Source organism: Variovorax sp. Soil_C_19 (assembly GCF_057657255.1).
This window is the reverse complement of sequence record NZ_JBDGIV010000018.1, coordinates 55,787-78,417: the sequence shown is the minus strand read 5'-3', so window position 1 is coordinate 78,417 and position 22,631 is coordinate 55,787. Positions and strand designations below refer to the sequence as shown.

Here is a 22,631-nt window from a genome sequence, read left to right as displayed (position 1 = left end):
CCATTATTGCCTCTGGCAGGCCTCCCATGACTCAAAACCAACTCGACAAGAAATCCGAAGCCTGGTCGGCCCTGTTCTCCGAACCCATGAGCGACCTCGTGAAGCGCTATACCGCCAGCGTGTTCTTCGACAAGCGGCTGTGGCAGGCCGACATCGAAGGTTCGCTGGCGCACGCCGGCATGCTCGCTGCCCAGGACATCATCAGCAAGCAGGACCACGCCGAGATCGCGCGTGGGATGGCGCAGATCCGCGATGAAATCGAATCGGGCGCCTTCGAGTGGAAACTCGACCTCGAGGACGTGCACCTCAACATCGAGGCCCGCTTGACCCAGCTGGTGGGCGACGCCGGCAAACGCCTGCACACCGGCCGCAGCCGCAACGACCAGGTCGCGACCGACGTGCGCCTGTGGCTGCGCGGCGAGATCGACCTGATCGCCGAACTGCTGGTGGCGCTGCAGCTGGCGCTGGTCGACATCGCCGAGAAGAACGTCGAGGTGATCCTGCCGGGCTTCACCCACCTTCAGGTGGCCCAGCCCGTGAGCTTCGGCCACCACATGCTGGCCTACGTGGAAATGTTCAGCCGCGATGCCGAGCGCCTGCAGGACGTGCGCAAGCGCGTGAACCGCCTGCCGCTGGGCGCCGCCGCCCTAGCCGGCACCAGCTACCCGCTCGACCGCGAGCTGGTCGCCCGCACGCTCCAGATGGACGGCGTGTGCCAGAACAGCCTGGACGCCGTGAGCGACCGCGACTTCGCGATCGAGTTCACCGCCGCCGCCAGCCTGTGCATGGTGCACATCAGCCGCATGAGCGAGGAACTCATCCTCTGGATGAGCCAGAACTTCGGCTTCATCCAGATCGCCGACCGCTTCACGACCGGCAGTTCGATCATGCCGCAGAAGAAGAACCCCGACGTGCCCGAACTCGCGCGCGGCAAGACCGGCCGCGTGGTCGGCCACCTGATGGCGCTGATCACGCTCATGAAGGGCCAGCCGCTCGCCTACAACAAGGACAACCAGGAAGACAAGGAGCCGCTGTTCGACACCGTCGACACGCTCAAGGACACGCTGCGCATCTTTGCCGAGATGATCGGCGGCATCACCGTGAAGCCCGAGGCCATGGAGGCCGCCGCGCTGCGCGGCTACGCCACCGCCACCGACCTGGCCGACTACCTCGTGAAGAAGGGCCTGCCCTTCCGCGACGCGCACGAGATCGTCGCCCATGCGGTCAAGGCCGCCACCTCGCACAAGGTCGACCTTGCGGAACTGCCGCTGGCCGTGCTGCAGCAGTTCAACCCGGCGATCGAGAAGGACGTGTACGACGTGCTGAGCCTGCGCGGCTCGCTCAATGCGCGCAACATCCTCGGCGGCACCGCGCCGGCGCAGGTGAAGGCGCAGATCGCGCGCCACCGAAAACGCCTGGCCTGAGCGTCAGGGGCGGCGCTTGTTCTACGCCATCCCGCTCGAGAACCGGCCGAGCTGGCGCCATCCGCCGTGGATGACGGTGCTGCTGATCCTCGTGAACATGGCCGTGTTCTGGGGGCCGCAGCGCAGCGAGGAAAAAGCCGAGCAGCGTGCGGCCCACTACTACGTGAACAGCGTGCTGCCCGCGCTGGAGCTGCCGCCCTTCGTGGCATGGCTCGAGAACACCGAGCCGGAACGCGGCAAGCTCGCCCGGCGCATGCTGCCGCACGGCGAAGCCCACGCGCAATTGCTCGCGGCCCTGCAGAACGACCGCGCGTTTCTGCGCAAGCTGCAGGCCGACGAGGTCATCACGCCCGCGAACCCGCGCTTCGATGAATGGAAGCACGAGCGCGCGCAGTACCAGGCGATGCGGCCCGCGCCGTTCACCACGCGCTGGGCGCAGGACTATGCCGAAGGCGCCGCCGCCAAGCCCTGGACCTGGCTCACGGCCGCGTTCCTGCACGGCAGCACCGGGCACCTGCTGGGCAACATGCTGTTCCTCTTCCTGTTCGGCTTCTCGGTCGAGCTGGCGCTGGGGCGCGGCACCTACCTGGCCTTCTACCTGCTCGGCGCGGTCGGCGCCTCCGCGCTGGCCGGCTGGGCCTATGCGGGGCAGCTCAACCACGGCGTGGGCGCCTCGGGCGCGATCTCGGCGCTCATGGGCATGTACGCGGTGATGTACCGGCTGCGGCGCATCCGCTTCTTCTACCAGCTGTTCTTCTATTTCAACTACGTCACCGCGCCGGCCCTGCTGCTGCTGCCGGCCTGGGTCGCGAACGAGCTGCTTCAGCATTGGGTTGGCGGCCAGGGCATTGCCTACATGGCGCACCTCGGCGGCCTTCTGACCGGGGCGGCGCTGATGGCCGGGGCCATGGCGCTCGGCCGCGTCAAGTCGCCCGACGCGGTGGCCGCCGAAACGGCGCGGAATGGCGACGACGACGGCAAGGACTTCGCGCGCCACGTGGCCACGGCGCGGCGGCTGGGCGCCGAGATGAAGTTCGATGCCGCCACCGCGGCATGGCGCGCCGCCGCCCAATTGCGCCCGCGCGACGCCGACACGCTGCGCGCCTGGTTCAACACGGCGCGGCTGCAGCCCGCGAGCGACGACTTCCACCAGGCCGCGCGCCGCATCTTCCGCCTGCCCGCCACCGACCCCGACACGCTGGCGCTGCAGCACGCCAGCTACCGCAGCTACCTCGACCAGGCCAAGCCGGGGATGCGCCTGCGGCCCGACGACATGGCCCGGCTCGCGCGCCGCTTCACGCGTGCGGGGCAGTTCCAGGATGCCGACACGCTGTGCCGCGTGCTGCTGAAGACCGCGCCCGCACACCCCGAACTGGCCGACACGCTTTCGGTCTGCGCCAACGGGCTGCTGCATGCGGGCGAACGCGACATGGCGCGTGACTGGCTGCCGCACCTGCTGCGGCTGGCGCCCAACGACATGGTGACGCGCGCGCTCGAGCGCGCGTAGACCCCGGCCGCCGAACCCTCAGGCGATAGGCCGCAGCAGCCAGCGCACTTCCTGCGTCTCGGCACTCTCCGGATAGCGCGATTCGAGCGTCGCGAGGATCGGCTGCGCCATGTCGGTGCGGCCGAGCCCCTGCACCAGCACCCGCGCCGCGAGTTCGTAGGCCTGCGGGATCGCCGCGTCGCCGCGGAAGCGCCGGTCGAAACCCGACAGCAGCGCGAGCGCGCCGTGTGCATCGCCGTTGCGCCATTCCGCGCGGGCCAGCGTCATCACCGTGACGGAGTCGTCGAGCGCAAAACCCTTGTCCTTCTCGCGGCAAGCCTTGAAGACCTTCAGCGCCTCGGAGGCCAGGTCGCGCCGCATCAGCAGCGCGATGAAGCGCCGCGCATGGTCGAGCAGCGTGGCCGCCTTGTCGGGCACGAGCAGCAGCACGCGGTGGTAGCGCCGGTGCGCCGCCAGGTCGTCGGCCGCTGCCGTGCGCTGCGCTTCGTAGGCCACGCCGAGCGCGCCGGGCAGGTCGCCATCGGTCACCAATTGCGCCACCTCGGCGTCGGTGCGCTGCGCGGCGATCTGCTCGGGCGTGCGGCGGTCTGCCGGCGCGCCGTCGTCGCGTCCACCGCCGGGCAGCAGGTCAATGCCGAAGGCATCGTGGTGCTGGTACATCACATAGCCGAGCAGGCTCGCCATCACCCAGCCGAAATAGATGAACGCGAAATTGGCGATCGGCAGCACGATCAAGCCATCGATCACCGGCAGCAGCAAACCGATCGCGATCTGCGCACCCGAGCTCAGCAAGAACAGGAAGAAGCACAGCAGCGCGTACGGCCAGCCGATGATGCGCATCGCATCCATGATGTGGCCGGGATTCATGGCCTGGAAGAAGCTGGCCGACTGCACCAGCACGATCACCGCGGCCGGAAAGGTGAACGACACGACGAACAGCGCCACGGTGCCGAGCACCGGCTCGAACCAGGCGAGCCAGCCGATCACCGCGCCCTGCACCAGCGAGATGGCGAACAGCTTCCATGGCAGATGGGTCCAGTCGGGGTCGAGTGCGCGCGGAAAGTCGGCCGAGCGCCAGATGCCCTGCGCGCCGAGCGCCGTGACCTTGAAGCCGTAGCGGCTGGCCGCCAGCACGATGCCAAGCTCGATGACCAGCAGCGACAGCGCGGAGGGCAGGATCGGAACCAGCTGAAACAGCATGCTGCTGAACGCGAGCAGCAGCCCGTAGCCCAGCGGCCGCAGCTGCAACGGGAACGCGAAGAAGCTGTTGAGCCGATGCCAGAAAGGCGGCGGCAGCGCCGGCGATTCGCCGGCGGCAGTGGTGGTGTGGGTGGCGGTCGCGCGCACGATGCTCGCCCGCTACGGCGCGCCCAGGCAGGGCGTGCGCACGATCGCAATTTTCTTCATTCCTCGTTCGCACGCGCTGGTGCGCCCCGCTCCTCGTTTGGGGGCGGAGTATACGTGTCCGAAATGTTTCCTAGCGCGGCAAACGAGGCCCGGCGGGGCTTCAGCCCGCGCGGTAGAAGATGTAGTCCGCCTGGTACTTGACGATCTGCTTCTGACCCATGTTCGACGCGCCGCAGGCCATGGCCGGCGCCACGCCGCCCCGGGTTGCCACGCGCTGGATGTAGCTCACGCCCTGCATCGCGCCCGCGCCCATGGCGGGGTTCGCCTTCACGAGCTGGTGCGGGATGTTGCCAGTGCCGTTGGGCGCCACCGCCACCTGGGTGGCCGTGAGCTTGGAGCCGTCCATGCTTTCCCAGGTGGCCGGTGGGCCGTAGTACTTGCCGACCTGCTTGCCGGCACGGTCCATCAGGCGGGCGTCGGGGCCGACGAACACCCATTCGTGCTGGCCGGGCATGTTGGCCTTGGCGCGGCATTCGTAGGTAATGTCGCCGGCGCCCACGGTCTCCATGAACACGGCGTGACCCGCCGGCACCTTCACCGCGTCGGGCAGGCTGGCTTGCGAATACATCATCGTGGGCTGGCTGGGGCCCATGCCGGAACAGGCGGCAAGGCCGGCGGCGGCAGCGAGGGCCGTCAGGGTGCGGAAGGTCATGGTCGGTTCCTTGTGTGGAGGTTTGGACAGGGTGATGAATGCCCGGAAGACCGAGCACGGGCGCGGCGCGCCGCGTGCGGTCTCGCTGCCTCTACGCAGGCCGCGGCCAACTGGATTCACATGGACAAGCTGAATCCGCGCGCACCCCGCCGCCGTACCTGGGTGATGCACGCCCATGCCCCACAATCCGCGCATGACAGTACCCAGCCCAGACGCCGAGCTGATCGCATTGATCGACCGCATCGGCCGCCGCGACGAGGCCGCCCTGCGCGAGCTCTACGACCGTACCTCGCCGCGCCTCATGGGTCTGGCAATGCGCGTGGTGCGGCAGCGCGAATGGGCCGAGGACGTGCTGCAGGAATCGTTCATGACGGTCTGGCGCGCCGCTGCCGACTACCGCGGCACGCTGAGCCCGCCGCTCGCCTGGCTGGGCCTGATCGTGCGCAGCCGCTCGCTCGACCTGCTGCGCCGCCGCACTGCCGACCGCGCCCAGCTGACGCAGGAGTTCGACGAGCTGATGGCCGAGACGCTCGAATCCGATGCGCCGAACCCCGCCGACACCGCCGATGCGAGCGAACAGGCCTGGGCGCTGCACCAGTGCCTGAGCCAGCTCGAGGCCCGCCAGCGCGAGGTCGTGAGCCTGGCCTACCTGCGCGAGCTGAGCCATGGCGAGCTGGCCGAGCAGCTCAAGCTGCCGCTCGGCACGGTCAAGACCTGGATCCGCCGCGGGCTGGAAAAGCTGCGCATCTGCATGGCGCGCTTCGCGTAGCCGCCACGAAAGCAGCCCCGCCATGAAACTACCCCCACGCTCCCCCGCTTCGCGCGGTCCGCTGCCCCCCGAGGGGGCGCGTCAGTGCCTTCGGGCGGCCGGGCGCCACTGACATGAACCTCATCGCCCACCCCGAACTGCTCGACCTGCTGGCCGCGAGCCATGCGCTCGGCACCCTGCGCGGCGGCGCCCGCCGGCGCTTCGAGACCCTGGCGCGCGAACAGGCGCCAGTGCGCGCCGCGGCGCTCGTATGGCAAAGCCGGCTCGCGAGCATGACCGAGCTGCAGCGCCCGGTCGTGCCCGACGCCGCAGTCTGGACCCGCATCCGCAACATGATCGAGGCCGAGCAGGCGCAGCAGGCCCTTGCGCGGCAGCGCCAGGCGTCTGCGCCGCCGCCCGCGCAGGGCGGGTGGCTGCGCAGCCTTGCGCTCTGGCGCGGCGCGGCGGCGGCCGGCGCGCTCGCCACGGTGATGGCGGTGGTGGTCGGCGTGAACCTGCGCGAGCAGCTGCAGAATGCGCCGGCCATCCAGTACGTCGCCGTGCTGTCCGACGACAACGCCGCCGCTTCGATGCTCGTCACCTTCGACCCGAAGAAGCGGCAGCTCGTGCTGCAGCGCGTGGGCAGCTACGACGAGGGCGCCGACAAGTCGCTGCAGCTCTGGGCGCTGCCGCCCGGTGGCGCGCCGCGCTCGCTCGGCGTGCTCGACCATGCGCCGGCGCTGCGGCTGCCTGCGTCAGAATCCGATGTTCGCGTGCCCGCGCTCGCGATCAGCCTCGAGCCCAAAGGCGGCGTGCCGAGCGAGCGCGGCCCCACCGGCCCCGTGCTGTTCAAGGGCGCGCTGATCGAAAAGACGACCTGACCGACTCCCCTGCCCCCGTGTTTGCCATGCCCTCGATGATGAAATCCGCGCTGGCGGCCCTGGCGCTCGCCGCCGCCACCGTGTTCGCCGCCCAGGCCCAGACCGCGTCGGCCGCCTTCCCCTACGAAGCCGACGGTTCCACCACGGTTGAGAACGCCTCCGACTACCTGGCCGCCAAGGCCCGCTGGCACAACGAGCTCGCGGCCTTCGCGCGGGCCGACCAGCAGCGCTTTCCCACGCCCGGCGGCGTGGTGTTCGTGGGCAGCTCGACCGTGCGCATGTGGAAGAACCTGTCGCAGGACTTCAGCCAGCTGCCGCAGATCGTCAACCGCGGCTTCGGCGGTTCGACCCTGGCCGACTGCAGCCTGTTTGCGCGCGACCTGGTGATTCGCTACCGCCCGCGCCAGGTGCTGGTGTATGCCGGCGACAACGACCTGGCCGAAGGCCGCACCCCGCTGCAGGTGCTCGAGAGCTTTGCGCACTTTGCCAACACGGTGCGCGCCGAGCTGCCCGACACGCGCATCAGCTTCATTTCGGTCAAGCCGAGCCCCTCGCGCGAGCACCTGCTGCCGCAGGTGCGCGAGACCAACAACGTGATCGCGGCCTACCTGAACCGGCTGCCGAACAGCGAATACATCGACATCTACACGCCGATGATCGGCGCCGACGGCCGCCCGCGGCCCGAGCTGTTCCTCGGCGACCGGCTGCACCTGACGGACGAGGGCTACCGGCTCTGGCGTTCGATCATCGCTGCGCATTTGCCGGGCACCTCGGCGGCCGCCCCGGCCCCAGCGCCCGCGCTGCCCTGAACGCAAAAGGCGTGACTCACTTCACGAAGACCTGCCCGTTCGGCCTAAAGAGCCGGATTCCCGACGCGAGACGCCCTGCCGCTGGCTAGACTCGCGGCGCATTCCGCGGATTGCAGCCGCGTGCGCTGGCATCCTTCTTTCAAAAGAAAAAAATCGCCGCATCGGACGGCAAGGGAGAGTCTCAATGTTCATGAAACCCTGCTCGGCGATCCTGCTGTCGCTGCTCCTGTGCGCATGCGCCACCCAGCCCGAAGCGGTATCCGCTCCACCCGCGCAAGCAGCCAAGAAGGCGGATGCGGCCAACGCGCTCGTTCGCCGGGCTGCCGAACTGGTGAGGGCTAGAAAGCACGCGCAAGCGCTGCCGCTGCTTGATGAGGCCATTGCCCAATACGAACGTGCATACCGCCAACCCGGTGTCCTCATCTACTCTGCGCGCTCCGGCCCCGAAACCCTCGCCTACGCACTTGTGGGTACAAGAAGAACACCCCCGCGCGTGTCTATGGCGCCGAATGGGGGCTCGCCTATTTCCTGAGAGGCTTCGCGATGGTCGACCTCGATCGGCTACCCGAGGCCAAGGCGGCGTATGACGCAGCCATCGCGCTCTCTCCGCGCAATTCGCAATACCTGTCGGAACGCGGGCACATCCGTGGGCTCGAGCGCGATTGGCCGGGGTCGCTCGAGGCCTTCGATGAAGCCCTGCGCGCGGTGGAACTCACACCGCCAGCGCTGCACACCCAGGAGCAAACCCGCGCCTTGCGCGGCATGGCCTTTGCGCACGTCGAACTCGGCAACCTCGACGCCGCGAAAGCGCTGCACGCGCGGGTGCTGCAAATCGATCCGGCGAACACGACGTCTCAGAACGAACTTCGGTACATCCGGAACCTGAAGGCGAAGCGCCGCTAGGCCCGTGCCGGCTCTGTCGCCGCCTCGTCGGCGGGCGGCGGCACGTCGGCGCCGCGCGAGACCCGCGCCACCGCGTACATGCCCCCGAACACCGCCAGCAGCAGCAGCCCGTCGCCCCACCAGGGCCGCGCGGTCTGGCTGTCGCCGTAGAAGGCCAGCACCAGCAGCACCGCGACCAGGTGCGCGCAGAACACCGGCAGCGAGGCCGAGCCCATGGCCTCGAGCCAATGCAGGCGCGGAATCCGGCGCATGAGCCAGGGTCCGAATCGCACCGCCAGGACGCCGAGCGCCAGCAGGTTGACGAGCCGCAGCGGCCCGAGCTGCCATTTGTCGAACAGCAGGTTCAATTCGACGTCGCCGCCGAACGGCGCCTGGCCGTTGATGCCGTGGTGGCGCCACCAGAACCCGTAGAGCGCGATCGCGAGCGCCGGCGCCCAGATCCAGGCCGGAAAATGCAGCGGCCGCGCATCGGGCATGTTGCGGCTGGCGCCCATGCACAGCCCCGCGAACCAGAGGAACTGCCAGGCATAGCTGTTGAACGCGCCCATCTCGTGGAACGGCACCGGCAGGCCCAGCCAGCGCACCGCCAGACCGTAGATCCACTCGCTGAGGCCGAACTGCGCCAGCGACCAGATCACGACGCTCGCCACCATCACCGCGGTCCAGCCGTGGCGCATCGCGAACGCCAACACCCAGGGGCTCAGCAGCATGAAGAAGATGTACATCGGCAGGATGTCGAGCAGCGCCGGCTCGTAGATCAGCAGCAGCCCGAAGACGAAGCCCTTGCCCGGCTCGGCGAGGTAGTACGACACCAGGTTCTTGACCGCCGGCTGGTCGATGTGCAGCCCCAGCGCGGTGATCACGGTGAACAGGAACAGCAGGGTCGCGGCCTGGCACAGGTACACCTTGAGCACGCGGCGCCAAAAGGCCTGGCGCATCGGCTCGACGCCGCGCACGTGGCCGATCCGGCTGTAGACCAGACCGGCGACGAAAGCCGACAGCAGCACGAAGCCCTCGGCCGCCGAGACGAAGCCGAAGGGCTGGCCCAGCGGATCGGTCACGCGCGTGGGCAGGTGCGTGACGGTCATCAGCACGAGCATCAGCCCGCGCAAGGCGTCTATTTCCCAGTAACGTTTCATCGGTCGGCGGCGAGGTCTCGGTGGCGGTCTGCGCGGCGCACGCACGACGTAGCCAATTGTATGAAGACATCATGCTCGCCCCTCGGCCGCCGGCATCGCCGGTGGTCAGCACCCTACTTCCAGGATCAATCAACTTCGCGCCCGCGGCCGCGAAATGCTTGACGTTGCGCGTCGCGATCGCAGCACCGTGCACCACGCCCGTTGCCGCGTTAAGAGGATCGTGGTAATTGCGAACATGCGCCCACGGCAGCTGTGCCGCGCGGCGCGCAATCATGCGGTCGACCGAAAGAATGCGCCCATCGAAGGCGGGCGGAACCATCTCCTCGAGCCAGCGATTCAAGATGGCTGCTTGCCGCTCGCCGCCGCGAAGGGCCAGCAGGCTGATCCCCGCTGGATTTCCAGAACGGTGACCACGCTGATGTACATCGAGCCGGTCGATCGAGCAGCCATCCAGGCGCGAACAAGCCGGACAGGTCTATCTCTCGGGCGCCCCGCGGTCGACGCCCTTCTCGCTTTCCTGAACCTCTTTGATGGTCTGCGCGGGTCGCTCGCCGCGCTCAATGTTGATGGCCAAGATCTCGCGCGCATGCGCCACCACGGCGCTGCGCTGCTGGACGGTGATTCCGTCCGCTTCGGCCTTGCGCTCGATGGCGGCCAACTTGGCGAAACTGCCTGCCAAGGCAGGATTCTTTTTTTGTGCGTCCTCCTGCGATTCCTCGCGGAATGACTTGGCCGCGTCCAAGTCCTCGGCCCTATAGGCCGCTTCCTTGATGAGCTTTTCCAGCCCATCGGACTTCCTGAACGGCGCTACGAACATTACATAGGCCCGAGTCTCGGCCGGATTGCTGGTCCTCAGTGCGCGATCTTGATCCAGGCCGGGAAAAGCACGCTGCATCACTTCCTTGTCGCGGGCGATGTAGAGCCGATCGCGGCTGGCCGCGTCGACGTCGGTGGTTCTCCAACTGAATTCGACGCCAGCTTCGCGGGCGATCTGCGCCGTGAAGGCGCGCAGCGTGCGGCTATTGCCCTCCTTGAACGGGTGCAGGTGGTCAAGGTCGCCGTACAGCTTGGCCATGTGGCTGGAAAACTGCTCTGCGTTCAGGCCCCGCAGCCTGTCAGGGCCGCCGAATTCGGCCAGCACTTTTTCGACACCGGCATCAACCTGGCTACGCGGCGCATAGTGGACGGGATAGCGGCTGCGCGAAGCCTCAAGCGAACGCCCCTTGACCCAACCACCCGGGGCATCCGGGCGGTACTCACCCGGTGCATGGTGTGGCAGGTCTTGGAAGATGCGGCGGTGGATCTCTTTCAGGTGTGCCGCGTCGAATTTGCCTTCTACTGGCGTGCGATCAAGTTCCGCTATTCGCCCAAAAGTGAGCGCGCCTTCGTTCCGCTCTACCCGCTGACGATCATCCATGCAGCACAGCGGCCTTGATGGCTTCGATGTGCTGGTCGCCAGTCAATTCACCGTCGATGAATCGGCGGTTGATCTCCTCGATCTCGGGCGACAGGATGAAGCCCTCGTAGCGCACGCTGCCGCGTGCGTTGTCGATACTCGCCTGACGACGTGCGCGCTCTTGTGCGCTGATCTGCGAATGCAGTTTCTGCGGCTTCGTCAGTGCATTCATGGTCTTATCCAGTTCAGACGTACGTTGGTCACCTGATCGCTCTTCCGTTGTATATCACAGGGGTGCGAGACGTGCCGCCTCCGGCGCTCTACTGCGCGCGCATCTTGCTGCTGGCTGCGCAGGGGCTGCAGAACGAAGAATCGCCGATCAGCTCGACATCAAGCCCGTGCAGGTTGCTCGCTGTCGTGAGCGCTACCTGGAGGCGGGGCTTCAAGGCATCGACCGCAATCTGCGGCACGGCGCACCGCCTGAACGCAACACCGCACTCGCGTCCGGCACGGCCGGCCTGCCTCGCAAATCGGCTACGCTGCGCGCTGCTTCAGGTGGAGAAACAATTGAAAAGAATCATTCCAGCATGGCTCCTGGCCACCGCCGCCCTGTGGGCCGGTCCCGCCATCGCCCTCCAGATCACCAGCCTCACGCCCCAGGGCGAGGTGTCGCGGGTGCGCCAGGTGGTCGCCAAGTTCGACCAGGCCGCTGTCGATTTCGGCGACCCCAAGGCGCCGGCGCCGCTCGCGGTGAGCTGCACCGACGCGCAGGCCGGCAAGGGCACCGGCCGCTGGACCGATGCGAAGCAATGGGTCTACGACTTCGAGAACGACCTGCCGCCGGGCGTGCGCTGCACGGTGACGCGCATCGCGACCTTCAAGCCAGCCTCGGGCGGAGAGCTGACCGGCCCCGAACGCTATCAATTCAATAGCGGCGGGCCGTTCGTGCGCAACGTCATGCCGGGCACCTATGGCCGCATCGACGAGCAGCAGATGTTCGTGCTCGAACTCAATGGCGCGGCCACCGTGGAGAGCGTGCGCCAGAACGTCTGGTGCGCGGCGGAAGACCTCGGCGAGCGCATTCCCGTGCGGCTGCTCGAGGGCGCACAGCGCGCCGCCCTGCTCAAGGCCTTCGGCCGCGACAAGGCGGCCGAGAAGGAGCCGCTGCGTTTCGTGGCGCTGCAATGCAACCGCACGCTCACGCCGGGCAGCAAGGTGCAGCTCGTGTACGGCAAGGGCGTGGCCACGCCGTCGGGTGTGGCCAACAACGTGGAGCGCCGGCTGGGCTTCCAGGTGCGCGAGCCGTTCGCGGTGTCGTTCAGCTGCGAGCGCGAGGACGCCCAGGCCGCCTGCCTGCCGCTGCGACCGATGCAGTTGCAGTTCAACGCGCCGGTCACGCGCAAGATGGCCGCGCAGATCCAGCTCAAGGGCGGCGCCAAGCCGGCGCCGGCCAAGCTCGGGGACGAGGGCGGTTCGCCGAGCGACGACGACGTGGTCAGCGCGGCGAGCTTCAGCGCGCCGTTCCCCGAGGACACCGCCTTCACGATCGAGCTGCCAGCCAAGTTCGAGGACGCCTCGGGCCGCGCACTCGCATCGCCCGGCAGCTTTCCGCTGAAGGTGTCGACCGGCGCAATGCCGCCGCTGGCCAAGTTCGCGGCCTCGCCGTTCGGCGTGGTCGAGCGGCTCGCCGAGCCCGACATGCCCGCGATGATGCCGGTGACGGTGCGGCGCGTGGAGCCCGCGCTCATGGTGCAGGCGCTCACGCCCGGCAAGGTGAGCGACATCAACCCGAAGACCGACGCCGAGATCATTGCGTGGTTCCGCAAGGTGCGCCGCTACGACGACTACACCGTGAGCCGCGAGCAGGCACGCAAGGACGTCAAGGGCACGTTGCCGCCCGTCATCGAGCGCAACGAGCGCAGCCACGTGCAAACGCGCATGCTCTCGCTGCTGGCCGGCCAGTCGGGCGTGAAGACGCTCGACATGCCCAAGGCCGAGAGCGGCGACCCGCGCCCCTTCGAGGTCATCGGCATCCCGCTGACCCCGGGCTTCCACGTGCTCGAGATCGCTTCGCAGAAGCTCGGCGATTCGCTGCTCGACGAGCGCTACGGCGCCGGCCGCACGATGTACGTGCGCACCACTGCGCTGGCCACCAACCTGGCCGTGCACTTCAAGCTCGGCCGCGAGAATTCGATGGCCTGGGTCACCACGCTCGACAAGGGCAAGGTGGTGCCGAATGCCGAAGTGCGCGTGTCCGACTGCCGCGGCGTCGCGGTCGCCTCGGGCACCACCGATATCAACGGCATCGTGAAGCTCGCGGGCGTGTCGCCCGACGCGCCCAGCTGCAACAGCCCCGGCGACTACAACAGCGACGCCTGGTTCGTCAGCGCCCGCGCCAAGGACGACAAGGGCGTCGAGGACCTCGCCTTCACCTGGAGCGACTGGCAGCGCGGCATCGAGCCCTGGCGCTTCAACGTGCCCACGAGCCTGCAGGCCGAACCCGACCGCGTGGCCCACACCATCTTTGACCGCACCCTGCTGCGCGCCGGCGAGACGGTGTCGATGAAGCACCTGCTGCGCACGCAAACCAGCAAGGGCTTCGGTCTGCCTGAGAAAGATGCAGACCAGCCCGCCACGCTGGTCGTCACCCACACCGGCAGCGGCCAACGCTTCACGCAGCCGCTGGCCTGGCGCAAGACGCCGACCGGCGGCCTGAGCGCCGAGAACACCTTCGCGATCCCGCCCGCCGCCAAGCTCGGCGTCTACCAGGTCGCGCTGCAGGCCGGCGACGGCAAAGGCGATGGCAACGGCGAGAGCGACGGCGATGGCCGCAGCTTCTCGACCGGCCAGTTCCGCGTCGAGGAGTTCCGCCTCCCGGTGCTCGAAGGCCGCATCGCACCGGTCGAAAAGAAACCGCTCGTGAACGCGACCTCGGTGCCGGCCGAAGTGCAGATCAACTACGTGGCCGGCGGCGCGGCCGCCAACCTGCCGGTGCGTGTCTCGGCCATGGTGCGCGGCAAGAGCCTCGGCTTTGCCGACCACGAGGCCTTCAGCTTCCAGCCGCCGCGCGTGCAGCCTGAGGGGTCGCAGGCGGCCACCGGTGCCGACACCAGCGCATCGGGCGAGGAAGACCCGAACGCCGCCAGCGACACGCGCGTGATCGCCGACAAGCTGCCGCTCACGCTCAACAAGGACGGCGCCGGCCAGGTCACGATCGACAAGGTGCCCAAGGTACGGGCCGCGCGCGAGCTGCTGCTCGAAGCCACCTACGCCGACCCGAACGGCGAGGTGCAGACCCTGCGCAGCACGCAGACGCTGTGGCCCGCCTCGGTGATTGCGGGCATCAAGACCGAAGGCTGGGTCTCGACCGGCCAGAAGCTCAAGTATCAGGCGCTCGCGCTCGACCTCTCGGGCAAGCCCCAGGCCGGCGTGACGCTCAATGTGCGCGCGGTGGCGCGCACCACCACCACCAGCCGCAAGCGCATGGTGGGCGGCTTCTACACCTACGACAACAAGACCGACATCAAGGAGATCGGCACCGTCTGCAGCGGCAAGAGCGACGCGCGCGGCCTGCTCCTGTGCGAATCGGAGCTCAAGGAAACCGGCGAGGTCGAGCTGATCGCCAGCGCCACCGACAGCGACGGCCGCGATGCGCGCGCCGCCAGCTCGGTCTACGTGACCAAGCAGGGCGAACTCTGGTTCGGCGGCGAGGACAACGACCGCATTGACGTGCTGCCCGAGAAGAAGAGCTACCAGCCCGGCGAGACCGCCAAGTTCCAGGTACGCAGCCCGTTCCGCTTTGCCACCGCGCTGGTGTCGGTGGAGCGCGAAGGCATCATCGAGACCCACGTGGTCAAGCTCGACGGCAAGGACCCGACCGTGAGCCTGCAGGTCAAGCCCGAATGGGGGCCGAACGCCTACGTCAGCGTGCTCGCGCTGCGCGGCCGGCTGCACGAGGTGCCGTGGTACAGCTTCTTCACCTGGGGCTTCAAGGCCCCGCGCGAGTGGTGGACCGCCTTCTGGTACGAAGGCAAGGAATACGTCGCGCCGACCGCGATGGTCGACCTCAGCAAGCCGGCCTACCGCCTCGGCATGGCCGAGATCCGCGTCGGCGCGCGCGCACACCAGATCGAGGTGACGGTGGCCAGCGACAAGCCGGCCTACCCGGTGCGCGGCAAGGCGCAGGTCACCATCACCGCCAAGCTTCCCGACGGCAAGCCCGCGGCCGGTGCCGAAGTGGCGCTCGCCGCGGTCGACCAGGCGCTGCTCGAGCTGATGCCCAACGACAGCTGGAACCTGCTCGATGCCATGCTGCAGCGGCGCAGCTGGGGCGTCGCCACGTCGACCGCGCAGATGGAGATCGTCGGCCGGCGGCATTACGGCCGCAAGGCGGTGCCCGCGGGCGGCGGCGGCGGCAAGGGCCAGACGCGCGAACTGCTCGACACCCTGCTGCTGTGGAACCCGAAGCTGGTGCTCGATGCCAACGGCCAGGCCGTGGTGACGGTGCCGCTCAACGATGCGCTCACCACCTTCAAGATCGTCGCGGTTGCCGATGCGGGCACCGGGCTCTTCGGCACTGGCCAGGCCAGCATCCAGGCCACGCAAGACCTGCAGATCATCAGCGGCCTGCCGCCGCTGGTGCGCGAGGACGACGAGTTCCGCGCCCAGGTCACGCTGCGCAACACCACGCAAAAGCCGATGAAGGTCGAGGCCACGCCGCGCGCCACGTTGCTCACGCTGGCGCCGCAGACCGTCGACATCCCGGCCGGCGAAGCCCGCGAACTGGCATGGACCGTGACCGCGCCCGCACAGCTCGCCCAGACGCGAGCCGAGGCCATCCTGTGGGAGATCGAGGCCAGGGACACGCTCGGCGATGCGCGCGACGCGCTCAAGGTGCGCCAGCGCATCGTGCCCTCGGTGCCGCTCACGGTGCAGCAGGCCACGCTGGTGCAGCTCGACGGACCGTTCACCATCGACGTGGCACCGCCGGCCGACGCACTCGCGGGCCGCGGCGGGCTCAAGCTCGCACTGCAGCCGAAGCTCGCCGAGGGGCTGCCGGGCGTGCGCGACTGGTTCGCCAACTATGCCTTCACCTGCCTCGAGCAGAAGACCAGCAAGGCCGTCGGCCTGCGCGACGCGAAGATGTGGCAGGGCGTGCTGGCGCAGCTTCCGACCTATCTCGACAGCGACGGCCTCGCGAGCTACTTTCCGCCGCGCGACGGCGAATCGAACCGCGGCAGCGACATCCTCACGTCGTACCTGCTGGCGGCCACGCACGAGGCCGCGGCGCTGAACCCCGCCTTCGCGCTCGCCGACGAACAGCGTGCGCCGATGCAGGCCGGCCTCATCGCCTTCGTCGAGGGCCGCATCCAGCGCGAGTTCTGGAGCCCGCGCAAGGACCTCGACGTGCGCAAGCTCGCAGCACTCGAGGCGCTGTCGCGCTACGGTGCGGCCAAGCCCAGCATGCTCGGCAGCATCACGATCGCGCCGAACCAATGGCCCACGAGCGCGGTGATCGACTGGCTCGACATCTTGAAGCGCATGCCCGATGCGCCGCAGCGCCAGCAGCGGCTGGACGAGGCCAACAACGTGCTCAAGGCGCGGCTGTCTTATCAAGGCACCAAGCTGGTCTTCAGCACCGAGCGCGACGACTACTGGTGGTGGCTCATGACCAACGGCGACGTCAACACCGCGCGCCTGCTGCTCAGCGTGATGGACGATCCGGCGTGGCGCGACGATATCGGCAAGCTCGCCAACGGCTTCATCGGCCGCCAGCAGAACGGCGCCTGGCACACCACCACCGCCAACCTCTGGGGCGGTCTCGCGCTCGAGAAGTTCTCGAAGCTGTTCGAGAGCACGCCGGTGGCCGGCATCACGGCCGCCACGCTCGGCAACGCGAAGGCCCAGGTCGACTGGGGCAAGGTGGAGCACGTGAAGGCCAGCGACCCGACCGGCGCGCCGAACCAGACCACCTTCTTCGGCGCGCCCGCCTCGCCCGGCAACCTGAAGAACAACACCGTGTTCCTGCCGTGGGCGGCCTCGCCATCGGGCGCGCCGGTGCGCGACACCCTGCTGGTCATGCAGCAGGGCAGCGGCAAGCCGTGGCTCACGATGCAGTCGATCGCGGCGGTGCAGCTCAAGGCGCCGTTCGCAGCGGGCTACGCGCTCAAGAAGACGATCACGCCGGTCGAGCAGGCCGTGGCGGGCAAGTACACGCGCGGCGACGTGCTGCGCGTGACGCTCGAAGTGAACGCCAGCGCCGACATGACCTGGGTCGTGGTGAGCGACCCGATCCCCGGCGGCGCCACCATCCTCGGCTCGGGCTTGGGCCGCGACTCGCAGATCGCCACGCAGGGCGAGCGCAAGTCGGGCGCCGGCTGGCCGGCTTTCGAGGAGCGCAGCTTCGAGGCCTTCCGCAGCTACTACGAGTACCTGCCCAAGGGCGTGGTCAAGGTCGAGTACACCGTGCGCCTCAACAACGTCGGCGACTTCGCGCTGCCGCCGAGCCGCGTCGAGGCGATGTACGCGCCCGAGATGTTCGGCGAGACGCCGAATGCGCGGGTGAAGGTGGAGGCGGTGAAGTAGCAGGTACCTAGAAGTGGCCGGCGGCGAAGACGGCCGCCGCCTTCGCGCGCTCCACCAGGGCTCGGCTGCGTTCCTGCACCATCTCGCAGATCGGCAGCAGGAAATTCCTTTCCTCGTCGGTGTAGCCCTGCGCGTCGAGCACTGATCCCGCATTCGACATCGCACGGGCAAGCCGCGCGGCCTCGCGCTGCAGGAGCGTCCTGCCGATGCCGCACTGATGCGCGAAGTACGCCAGATTGAAAGGCGTGAGTTCGTCCCAGCCGAACGCATCGCCCACGGCCATGGCATAGCTGTGGTCCAGGTGGGGATACCGTTCGACGCTGACGAGGTCGTACCAGGGCGACGGCTCGAGCAATTCGCCGTGCACGAAGAAGGAGAAGTTCTTTCCGTGGGCGGCGGCGTTGCCGATGACCGATTGGAAGAGCACCCAGCGCAGCATCTCCAGCTTCGCCCTCGCCGGCCGCCGCAGGAACTTCTCGATGCCGAAGAGCCTGCGCAGGCTCATGCCGTCGCGGTAGCTGGCCAGTTCGCCGGCATGGCCGAGATGGCGTTCGTACTTCGCATCCACCGACATGTCGCAGGCCTGGCACGCGTCGATCACGTGCAGCTTGCGAACTTCGTCGCGGCTTCCTTCTGCCGTGCGTCGGCGGTCGAAGCGTTCGACGACCAGGACCGGGGTGGGCAATCGCATGACCGAGACGTGCGCCACCGCATCCGTGTAGCTGGCCGCCAGGCGCATGCAGTAGTGCTCGTTGACCACCAGGTGGGGCGTGCGATCGGTGCGGGGCTGCGGCTTCAGGATGTAGGTCGATGCAAGCGGCGGTTCGGGCAGCCACATCGCCGCATCCGGGTCCAGTCCCGGATCGTGGGCCGCGAAGACGACGAGCTTGTCCTGGTAGCCGGCGATGGACATGCGCAGCCTGCCGTCCCAGACCGCGAGATCACCTGGCTCCGCCTGGACGATCCGTTCATGGAGCTCCGCGCGCGGCAGCGCCCGGGCTTGCACGCGCGCGGGCGGCGCTTGATCGGGGGCATGAAACTCCAGCGCGCCCGTGGTCTCGCCGCCCATGCTGCGCAACAGCGCGAAAGCATTCCCCGGGGTGATGTGCAGCTGTTCGATGGCCGCGCGCAGCGGCGCCCCCTCGGGAAACAGGTTGACGATGAAGCGCCGGATGGCGTTCGAGTCGTAGCCGCCTTCGGGCGCTTGCCACGGCAGGGCCGGCGAAAGCTGGAAAAGCTTCTTCCGTCGCCAGGTCTCGTCGTAAGAGAAGCTCCATCGGTCTTCACGAGGCGTGAAGGTGAGTTCGCCCACCCGCTCTTCATTGCCATGGCTGACCAGCAGCCGAAGCACGGCGCCCTCAGCCGCGTTCATCGCGCAGCGCTTCGGGGTCTGGCACCATGCCGGCCAGCGCCTCCTTGGGGCCCACGAGCATGGCCAGGCCCAGGCCATCGAGCACGGCGAGCAGCTTGTCGAGCCGAACGGCGCCAACGCCGTTCTCCAGCCGCGACAGCGTGTCCACCGAGACGCCAACGAGGCCTGCAGCATCGTCGATGCGCAACCGCTGCCCCTTGCGCACGGCCTTCACGTACGGGCCAAGCGCTCCGGCTGCATCGACAAGCACCGCTTCTTCACGCGTTCCGGTCATTTGGTCTTCCAGTCATGCGGCGTGCGACGGATCAGCACGCCTGGTTTCTGAAAAACCGAAATTCTATGTTCCTGGCGACCTGAACGGTGAGAATTTCTGAAAATCCGAAACAATGGCGTTCATTGCAATAAATGAGCAAATATTTCCGAAATTCCGAAATAACCCTCTCGGGACGCGATCGACGGCACTCAGCGGTAGAACGCCTCGACACGGCCCTTGAGCTTGATCAGCAGCGGCTTGCCCTTGCGGTCCACCGTCTTGCCCGCGGGCACCTTGATCCAGCCTTCGCTGATGCAGTATTCCTCCACGTCGCCACGCTCCTTGTCGTTGAAGCGGATGCCGATGTCGTGCTCGAACACGGCCGGCACATGGTGCGGGCTGCGCGGATCGGTGGAGAGGTGGTCGGGAAGGGGCGGCAGGGCGGCGGTATCGGTCATCGGTGAATGCGTCTTTCAAGTCGAGGGCCGCGGCAAACGAGTGCGCGGCGACGGACGCGCATGATAGGCCCTCGCCCACCGCGTCTAGCGCCGCCTGGCCTTCTTGCCTGCCTTGGGCGGCGGCTTGGGGCCGAACCCCAGCGAAGCGCGCGCCAGCGCATCGGCTTCGTGGTTGCGGTGTCTCGGCACCCACTGCAGGCTCGCTTCCTCGAACGAGGCGAGCAGTGCACGGGCCGCTTCGTAGAGCGCCGCCAGGCGCACGATCGGGCGCGCTGCGGCGCCGCCGAGTTGCTCCACGAGGATGCTGTTGTCGGTATAGGCCCGCACGGCGGTCGCGCCCAGCGCCTTCAGTTCGCCCAGCGCGAGCGTGAGCGCGCGCAGTTCGGCCTCGTTGTTGCAGCCGACCGCATGGCTCGCCTGCGACAGCGCATGGCGGGTGCCGTCGGGCGCGGTGATGACGGCGCCGGCGCCCATGCGGCCCGGGTTCGGCATGGCGCTGCCGTCGCAGTAGACGGTCCAGGCGGGCGTCGTCAACGCTGCGTGCTCTTCAGCAGTTGCCGCGCTGGATGCCTGCGAGGTTTGCGCAGGGCCGCTTGCCCGGCGGCGGGCCCGGATCCACCGGCCGTGGCGGCCTCGGAGGACGCACGATCGGGCGCCCGCCGTCGTAGTACGGATCGGGCCCCCAGCCGTAGAGCGGCGGCTCGGGCGGCGGCGGCGGGGTGCGCTCGTCGGCGTAGCGCGGAATGATCGCCGGCCCCTGCGGTGCGGCAGCGGCCGGCGGGCTTGCCGGCGGTGCCGGCGGTGCTTGTGGTGGCGCTGGCGGCGTGGCCGCCGGCCGGCGTGCTTCGCCGGCCGAACCGGGCGCAGGCACGACCGAGAGCGGCTCGCTGATCGGCACCTGGCGCGACAGCTGGCTGCCGGGCGGGCACGGGCCATCGGTGTAGATGATGCGTCCACCCGCGTCGGTGCAGCGCACCACGTCGGCCGCCTGCGCCTGCGGGCCGAAAGCGGCCGCCGCGGCGACGGCCGCCATGAAGAGGAACAAGCGCCGCGTGCGCATCATGCGACGCGCAGGCCGGCGGGCCCCTGCGCCATGTGTCCGATGACCGCGGCCTGCGCGAAGCCTTCGTCGCGGAACACGCCGAGCACCGCGTCGACGGCCTCTGGCGCGCAGCTCACGAGCAGCCCGCCCGAGGTCTGCGGATCGGTCAGCAGCGCCTGCGCGGTGGCGGGCAGGCCGGGCGCCAGTTCGACCCCGGCGCCATAGCCGTCCCAGTTGCGGCCCGAGGCGCCGGTCACGAAGCCTTCGGCCACCATCGCGGCCACGCCGTCGAGCAGCGGCACCTGCGCCCAGTCGATGACGGCGGTGAGCCCCGCGCCGCGCGCCAGTTCGAGCGTGTGGCCGGCCAGGCCGAAGCCGGTGACATCGGTCATTGCGTGCACGCCCGGCATCGGTGCCAGCGCCATGCCCGGCGTGTTGAGCCGGGTGGCGTTGTCGATGAGCTGGCGGTAGCCCGCGAGCGGCAGCTGCTCCTTCTTGAGCGCCGCCGACAGCACGCCCACACCGAGCGGCTTGCCGAGCACCAGCACGTCGCCCGCCCGGGCCGCGGCATTGCGCTTGACGTGTGCCGGATCGACCAGCCCCATCGCGACGAGGCCGTAGATCGGCTCGACCGAATCGATGGTGTGGCCGCCCGCGATCGGGATGCCCGCCGCGCGGCACACGTCCTGGCCGCCGCGCACGATCTCGCCGATCACCGCCAGCGGCAATTGGTCGACCGGCATGGCCACCAGCGCCAGCGCCATGATCGGCCGGCCGCCCATGGCGTAGACGTCGCTGATCGCGTTGGTCGCGGCGATGCGGCCGAACTCGTAGGGATCGTCGACGATGGGCATGAAGAAGTCGGTGGTCGCAATCAGCGCCTGGCGATCGTTGAGCCGGTAGACGGCCGCGTCGTCGGCGGTCTCGATGCCCACCATCAGCTCCTGCGGGATCGGCCCGGCGCCGCTGTTCTTCAGGATCTCGGAGAGCACGCCCGGCGCGATCTTGCAGCCGCAGCCGCCGCCGTGCGAGAAGCTCGTGAGCCGCAGCGGCGCAAGCGGATTGAGAGGGGACGTCGTCGGTGTGTCGGTCATGCCGCATTATCGAAGCGGCGCGCCCCGGGCGCCGCCTGCGGGTTTCTACAATCGAGGGCTCCGCGTTCTCCAGGCGCCCTGTTGCGTCCATTTCCCCCATGAAGCCCTTTCTTCGCATTGCCCTTGCGCTTTCGCTCACCGTCGCCGCCCTCGGTGCCTCGGCCCAGGGCAAGGTGCTGCGCGTGTCCGCCATTCCAGACGAAGCGCCGACCGAACTGCAGCGCAAGTTCACGCCGCTCGGCGACTACCTGAAGAAGGAAACCGGGCTCCAGGTGCAGTTCACGCCCGTGACGGACTATGCCGCCGTGGTCGAGGGCCTCGCGACGAACAAGATCGACCTCGCCTGGCTCGGCGGCTTCACCTTCGTGCAGGCGCGCATCCGCACGCAGGGCGGCGCGGTTCCGATCGTGCAGCGCGCCGAGGACGAGGTGTTCACGAGCAAGTTCATCGTGCCGATCGACAGCACCGCCAAGACGCTGGCCGACCTGAAAGGCAAGACCTTCGCGTTCGGTGCGCCCTCCTCCACCTCGGGCAGCCTGATGCCGCGCTACTTCCTGATGCAGGCCGGCATCAACCCCGAGAAAGACTTCAAGACCGTCGCCTTCTCGGGCGCGCACGACGCCACCGTCGCCTTCGTGGCCGCCGCGCGCGCCGAGGCCGGCGTGCTGAACGCCTCGGTCTGGGACAAGCTGGTCGAGACGAAGAACCCGAACGCCGCCAAGGTGCGCGTGCTCGCCACCACCCCCACCTACTACGACTACAACTGGACCGTGCGCCCCGGGCTCGATCCCGCCCTCACCCAGAAGATCACCGACGCCTTCCTCAAGCTCGACCCCTCGAACCCGTCGCACAAGGAGATCATGGCGCTGCAGCGCGCAAGCAAGTTCGTGCCCACCAAGTCGTCGAACTACGACGGCATCGAGGCAGCGGGCAAGTCGGCGGGCCTGATCAAGTAAGCAGC

The 22,631-nt window shown here is 68.6% G+C and carries 20 protein-coding genes; 9 read left to right on the top strand and 11 right to left on the bottom strand.

The window, feature by feature from the left end; translation table 11 throughout:
* Positions 1-26: 26 nt before the first annotated feature.
* Positions 27-1,424: an argininosuccinate lyase gene (gene argH / locus AC3A6R_RS24430; protein ID WP_487858390.1), complete on the top strand. Its 1,398-nt coding sequence runs from the start codon at positions 27-29 to the stop codon at positions 1,422-1,424.
* A 16-nt stretch (positions 1,425-1,440) separates the two neighbouring features.
* Entirely contained in the window at positions 1,441-2,931 is a 1,491-nt protein-coding gene (locus tag AC3A6R_RS24425; protein ID WP_487865875.1) for a rhomboid family intramembrane serine protease, read from the top strand.
* 18 nt (positions 2,932-2,949) lie between these two features.
* Here AC3A6R_RS24425 and AC3A6R_RS24420 read toward each other — a convergent pair whose 3' ends face one another.
* Together AC3A6R_RS24420 and AC3A6R_RS24415 are read right to left on the bottom strand one after the other, a co-directional pair.
* Positions 2,950-4,278: a tetratricopeptide repeat protein gene (locus AC3A6R_RS24420; RefSeq protein WP_487865874.1), complete on the bottom strand. Its 1,329-nt coding sequence runs from the start codon at positions 4,276-4,278 to the stop codon at positions 2,950-2,952.
* A gap of 160 nt (positions 4,279-4,438) precedes the next feature.
* Positions 4,439-4,990, bottom strand: coding sequence for a DUF3455 domain-containing protein (locus tag AC3A6R_RS24415; RefSeq protein ID WP_487858393.1), 552 nt, complete (start codon positions 4,988-4,990; stop codon positions 4,439-4,441).
* A gap of 193 nt (positions 4,991-5,183) precedes the next feature.
* Here AC3A6R_RS24415 and AC3A6R_RS24410 point away from each other — a divergent pair, with 193 nt between their 5' ends.
* The 5 genes from AC3A6R_RS24410 (at position 5,184) to AC3A6R_RS24390 (ending at position 8,331) form a co-directional block, all read left to right on the top strand.
* The gene (locus tag AC3A6R_RS24410) at positions 5,184-5,759 is read left to right on the top strand and encodes an RNA polymerase sigma factor (protein WP_487858394.1); all 576 of its coding nucleotides are present in this window, start codon (positions 5,184-5,186) and stop codon (positions 5,757-5,759) included.
* A 113-nt stretch (positions 5,760-5,872) separates the two neighbouring features.
* Positions 5,873-6,619, top strand: a complete 747-nt coding sequence (locus AC3A6R_RS24405; protein ID WP_487865873.1) for an anti-sigma factor — start codon at positions 5,873-5,875, stop codon at positions 6,617-6,619.
* A 38-nt stretch (positions 6,620-6,657) separates the two neighbouring features.
* Positions 6,658-7,428 (top strand): SGNH/GDSL hydrolase family protein, encoded by a 771-nt coding sequence (locus AC3A6R_RS24400; RefSeq protein WP_487865883.1) that lies wholly within the window; start codon positions 6,658-6,660, stop codon positions 7,426-7,428.
* 184 nt (positions 7,429-7,612) lie between these two features.
* Positions 7,613-7,960, top strand: a complete 348-nt coding sequence (locus tag AC3A6R_RS24395) for a hypothetical protein (protein ID WP_487865872.1) — start codon at positions 7,613-7,615, stop codon at positions 7,958-7,960.
* Positions 7,961-7,971: 11 nt separating this feature from the next.
* The gene (locus tag AC3A6R_RS24390) at positions 7,972-8,331 is read left to right on the top strand and encodes a hypothetical protein (protein WP_487865871.1); all 360 of its coding nucleotides are present in this window, start codon (positions 7,972-7,974) and stop codon (positions 8,329-8,331) included.
* On the opposite strand, the gene opgC is transcribed toward AC3A6R_RS24390, so the two are convergent.
* The 3 genes from opgC to AC3A6R_RS24375 all read right to left on the bottom strand — a co-directional run bounded on the left by opgC (position 8,328) and on the right by AC3A6R_RS24375 (position 11,098).
* A complete protein-coding gene (gene opgC / locus AC3A6R_RS24385) occupies positions 8,328-9,470 on the bottom strand; it encodes an OpgC domain-containing protein (RefSeq protein ID WP_487865870.1) in 1,143 nt (380 codons plus the stop codon). The genes AC3A6R_RS24390 and opgC overlap by 4 nt on opposite strands.
* Positions 9,471-9,945: 475 nt before the next feature.
* Positions 9,946-10,887, bottom strand: a complete 942-nt coding sequence (locus tag AC3A6R_RS24380; protein WP_487865869.1) for a Fic family protein — start codon at positions 10,885-10,887, stop codon at positions 9,946-9,948.
* Entirely contained in the window at positions 10,880-11,098 is a 219-nt protein-coding gene (locus AC3A6R_RS24375; RefSeq protein WP_487858399.1) for an antitoxin VbhA family protein, read from the bottom strand. Before AC3A6R_RS24375 ends, AC3A6R_RS24380 begins: the two co-directional genes overlap by 8 nt.
* Positions 11,099-11,433: 335 nt before the next feature.
* Here AC3A6R_RS24375 and AC3A6R_RS24370 point away from each other — a divergent pair, with 335 nt between their 5' ends.
* Positions 11,434-17,451, top strand: coding sequence for an alpha-2-macroglobulin family protein (locus AC3A6R_RS24370; protein ID WP_487865868.1), 6,018 nt, complete (start codon positions 11,434-11,436; stop codon positions 17,449-17,451).
* A 7-nt stretch (positions 17,452-17,458) separates the two neighbouring features.
* Here the strand turns inward: AC3A6R_RS24370 and AC3A6R_RS24365 are convergent, their stop codons facing one another.
* The 6 genes from AC3A6R_RS24365 to selD form a co-directional block, all read right to left on the bottom strand.
* Complete coding sequence (locus AC3A6R_RS24365; protein WP_487865867.1) at positions 17,459-18,823, bottom strand: HipA domain-containing protein; 1,365 nt, start codon at positions 18,821-18,823, stop codon at positions 17,459-17,461.
* Positions 18,810-19,097, bottom strand: a complete 288-nt coding sequence (locus AC3A6R_RS24360) for a helix-turn-helix domain-containing protein (RefSeq protein WP_487865866.1) — start codon at positions 19,095-19,097, stop codon at positions 18,810-18,812. The genes AC3A6R_RS24365 and AC3A6R_RS24360 overlap by 14 nt, the downstream gene beginning before the upstream one ends.
* 188 nt (positions 19,098-19,285) lie before the next feature.
* Positions 19,286-19,534 carry a DUF3297 family protein gene (locus AC3A6R_RS24355; protein WP_487858403.1) on the bottom strand — a complete coding sequence of 83 codons (249 nt, stop codon included), beginning with the start codon at positions 19,532-19,534 and terminating at the stop codon, positions 19,286-19,288.
* An 84-nt stretch (positions 19,535-19,618) separates the two neighbouring features.
* Complete coding sequence (locus AC3A6R_RS24350; RefSeq protein ID WP_487858404.1) at positions 19,619-20,068, bottom strand: ribonuclease HI family protein; 450 nt, start codon at positions 20,066-20,068, stop codon at positions 19,619-19,621.
* A 13-nt stretch (positions 20,069-20,081) separates the two neighbouring features.
* A complete protein-coding gene (locus tag AC3A6R_RS24345; RefSeq protein WP_487865865.1) occupies positions 20,082-20,567 on the bottom strand; it encodes a hypothetical protein in 486 nt (161 codons plus the stop codon).
* A gap of 26 nt (positions 20,568-20,593) precedes the next feature.
* Positions 20,594-21,670, bottom strand: a complete 1,077-nt coding sequence (gene selD / locus AC3A6R_RS24340; protein WP_487865864.1) for a selenide, water dikinase SelD — start codon at positions 21,668-21,670, stop codon at positions 20,594-20,596.
* A gap of 98 nt (positions 21,671-21,768) precedes the next feature.
* Here selD and AC3A6R_RS24335 point away from each other — a divergent pair, with 98 nt between their 5' ends.
* Positions 21,769-22,626 (top strand): putative selenate ABC transporter substrate-binding protein, encoded by an 858-nt coding sequence (locus tag AC3A6R_RS24335; RefSeq protein ID WP_487858407.1) that lies wholly within the window; start codon positions 21,769-21,771, stop codon positions 22,624-22,626.
* Positions 22,627-22,631 lie beyond the last annotated feature (5 nt).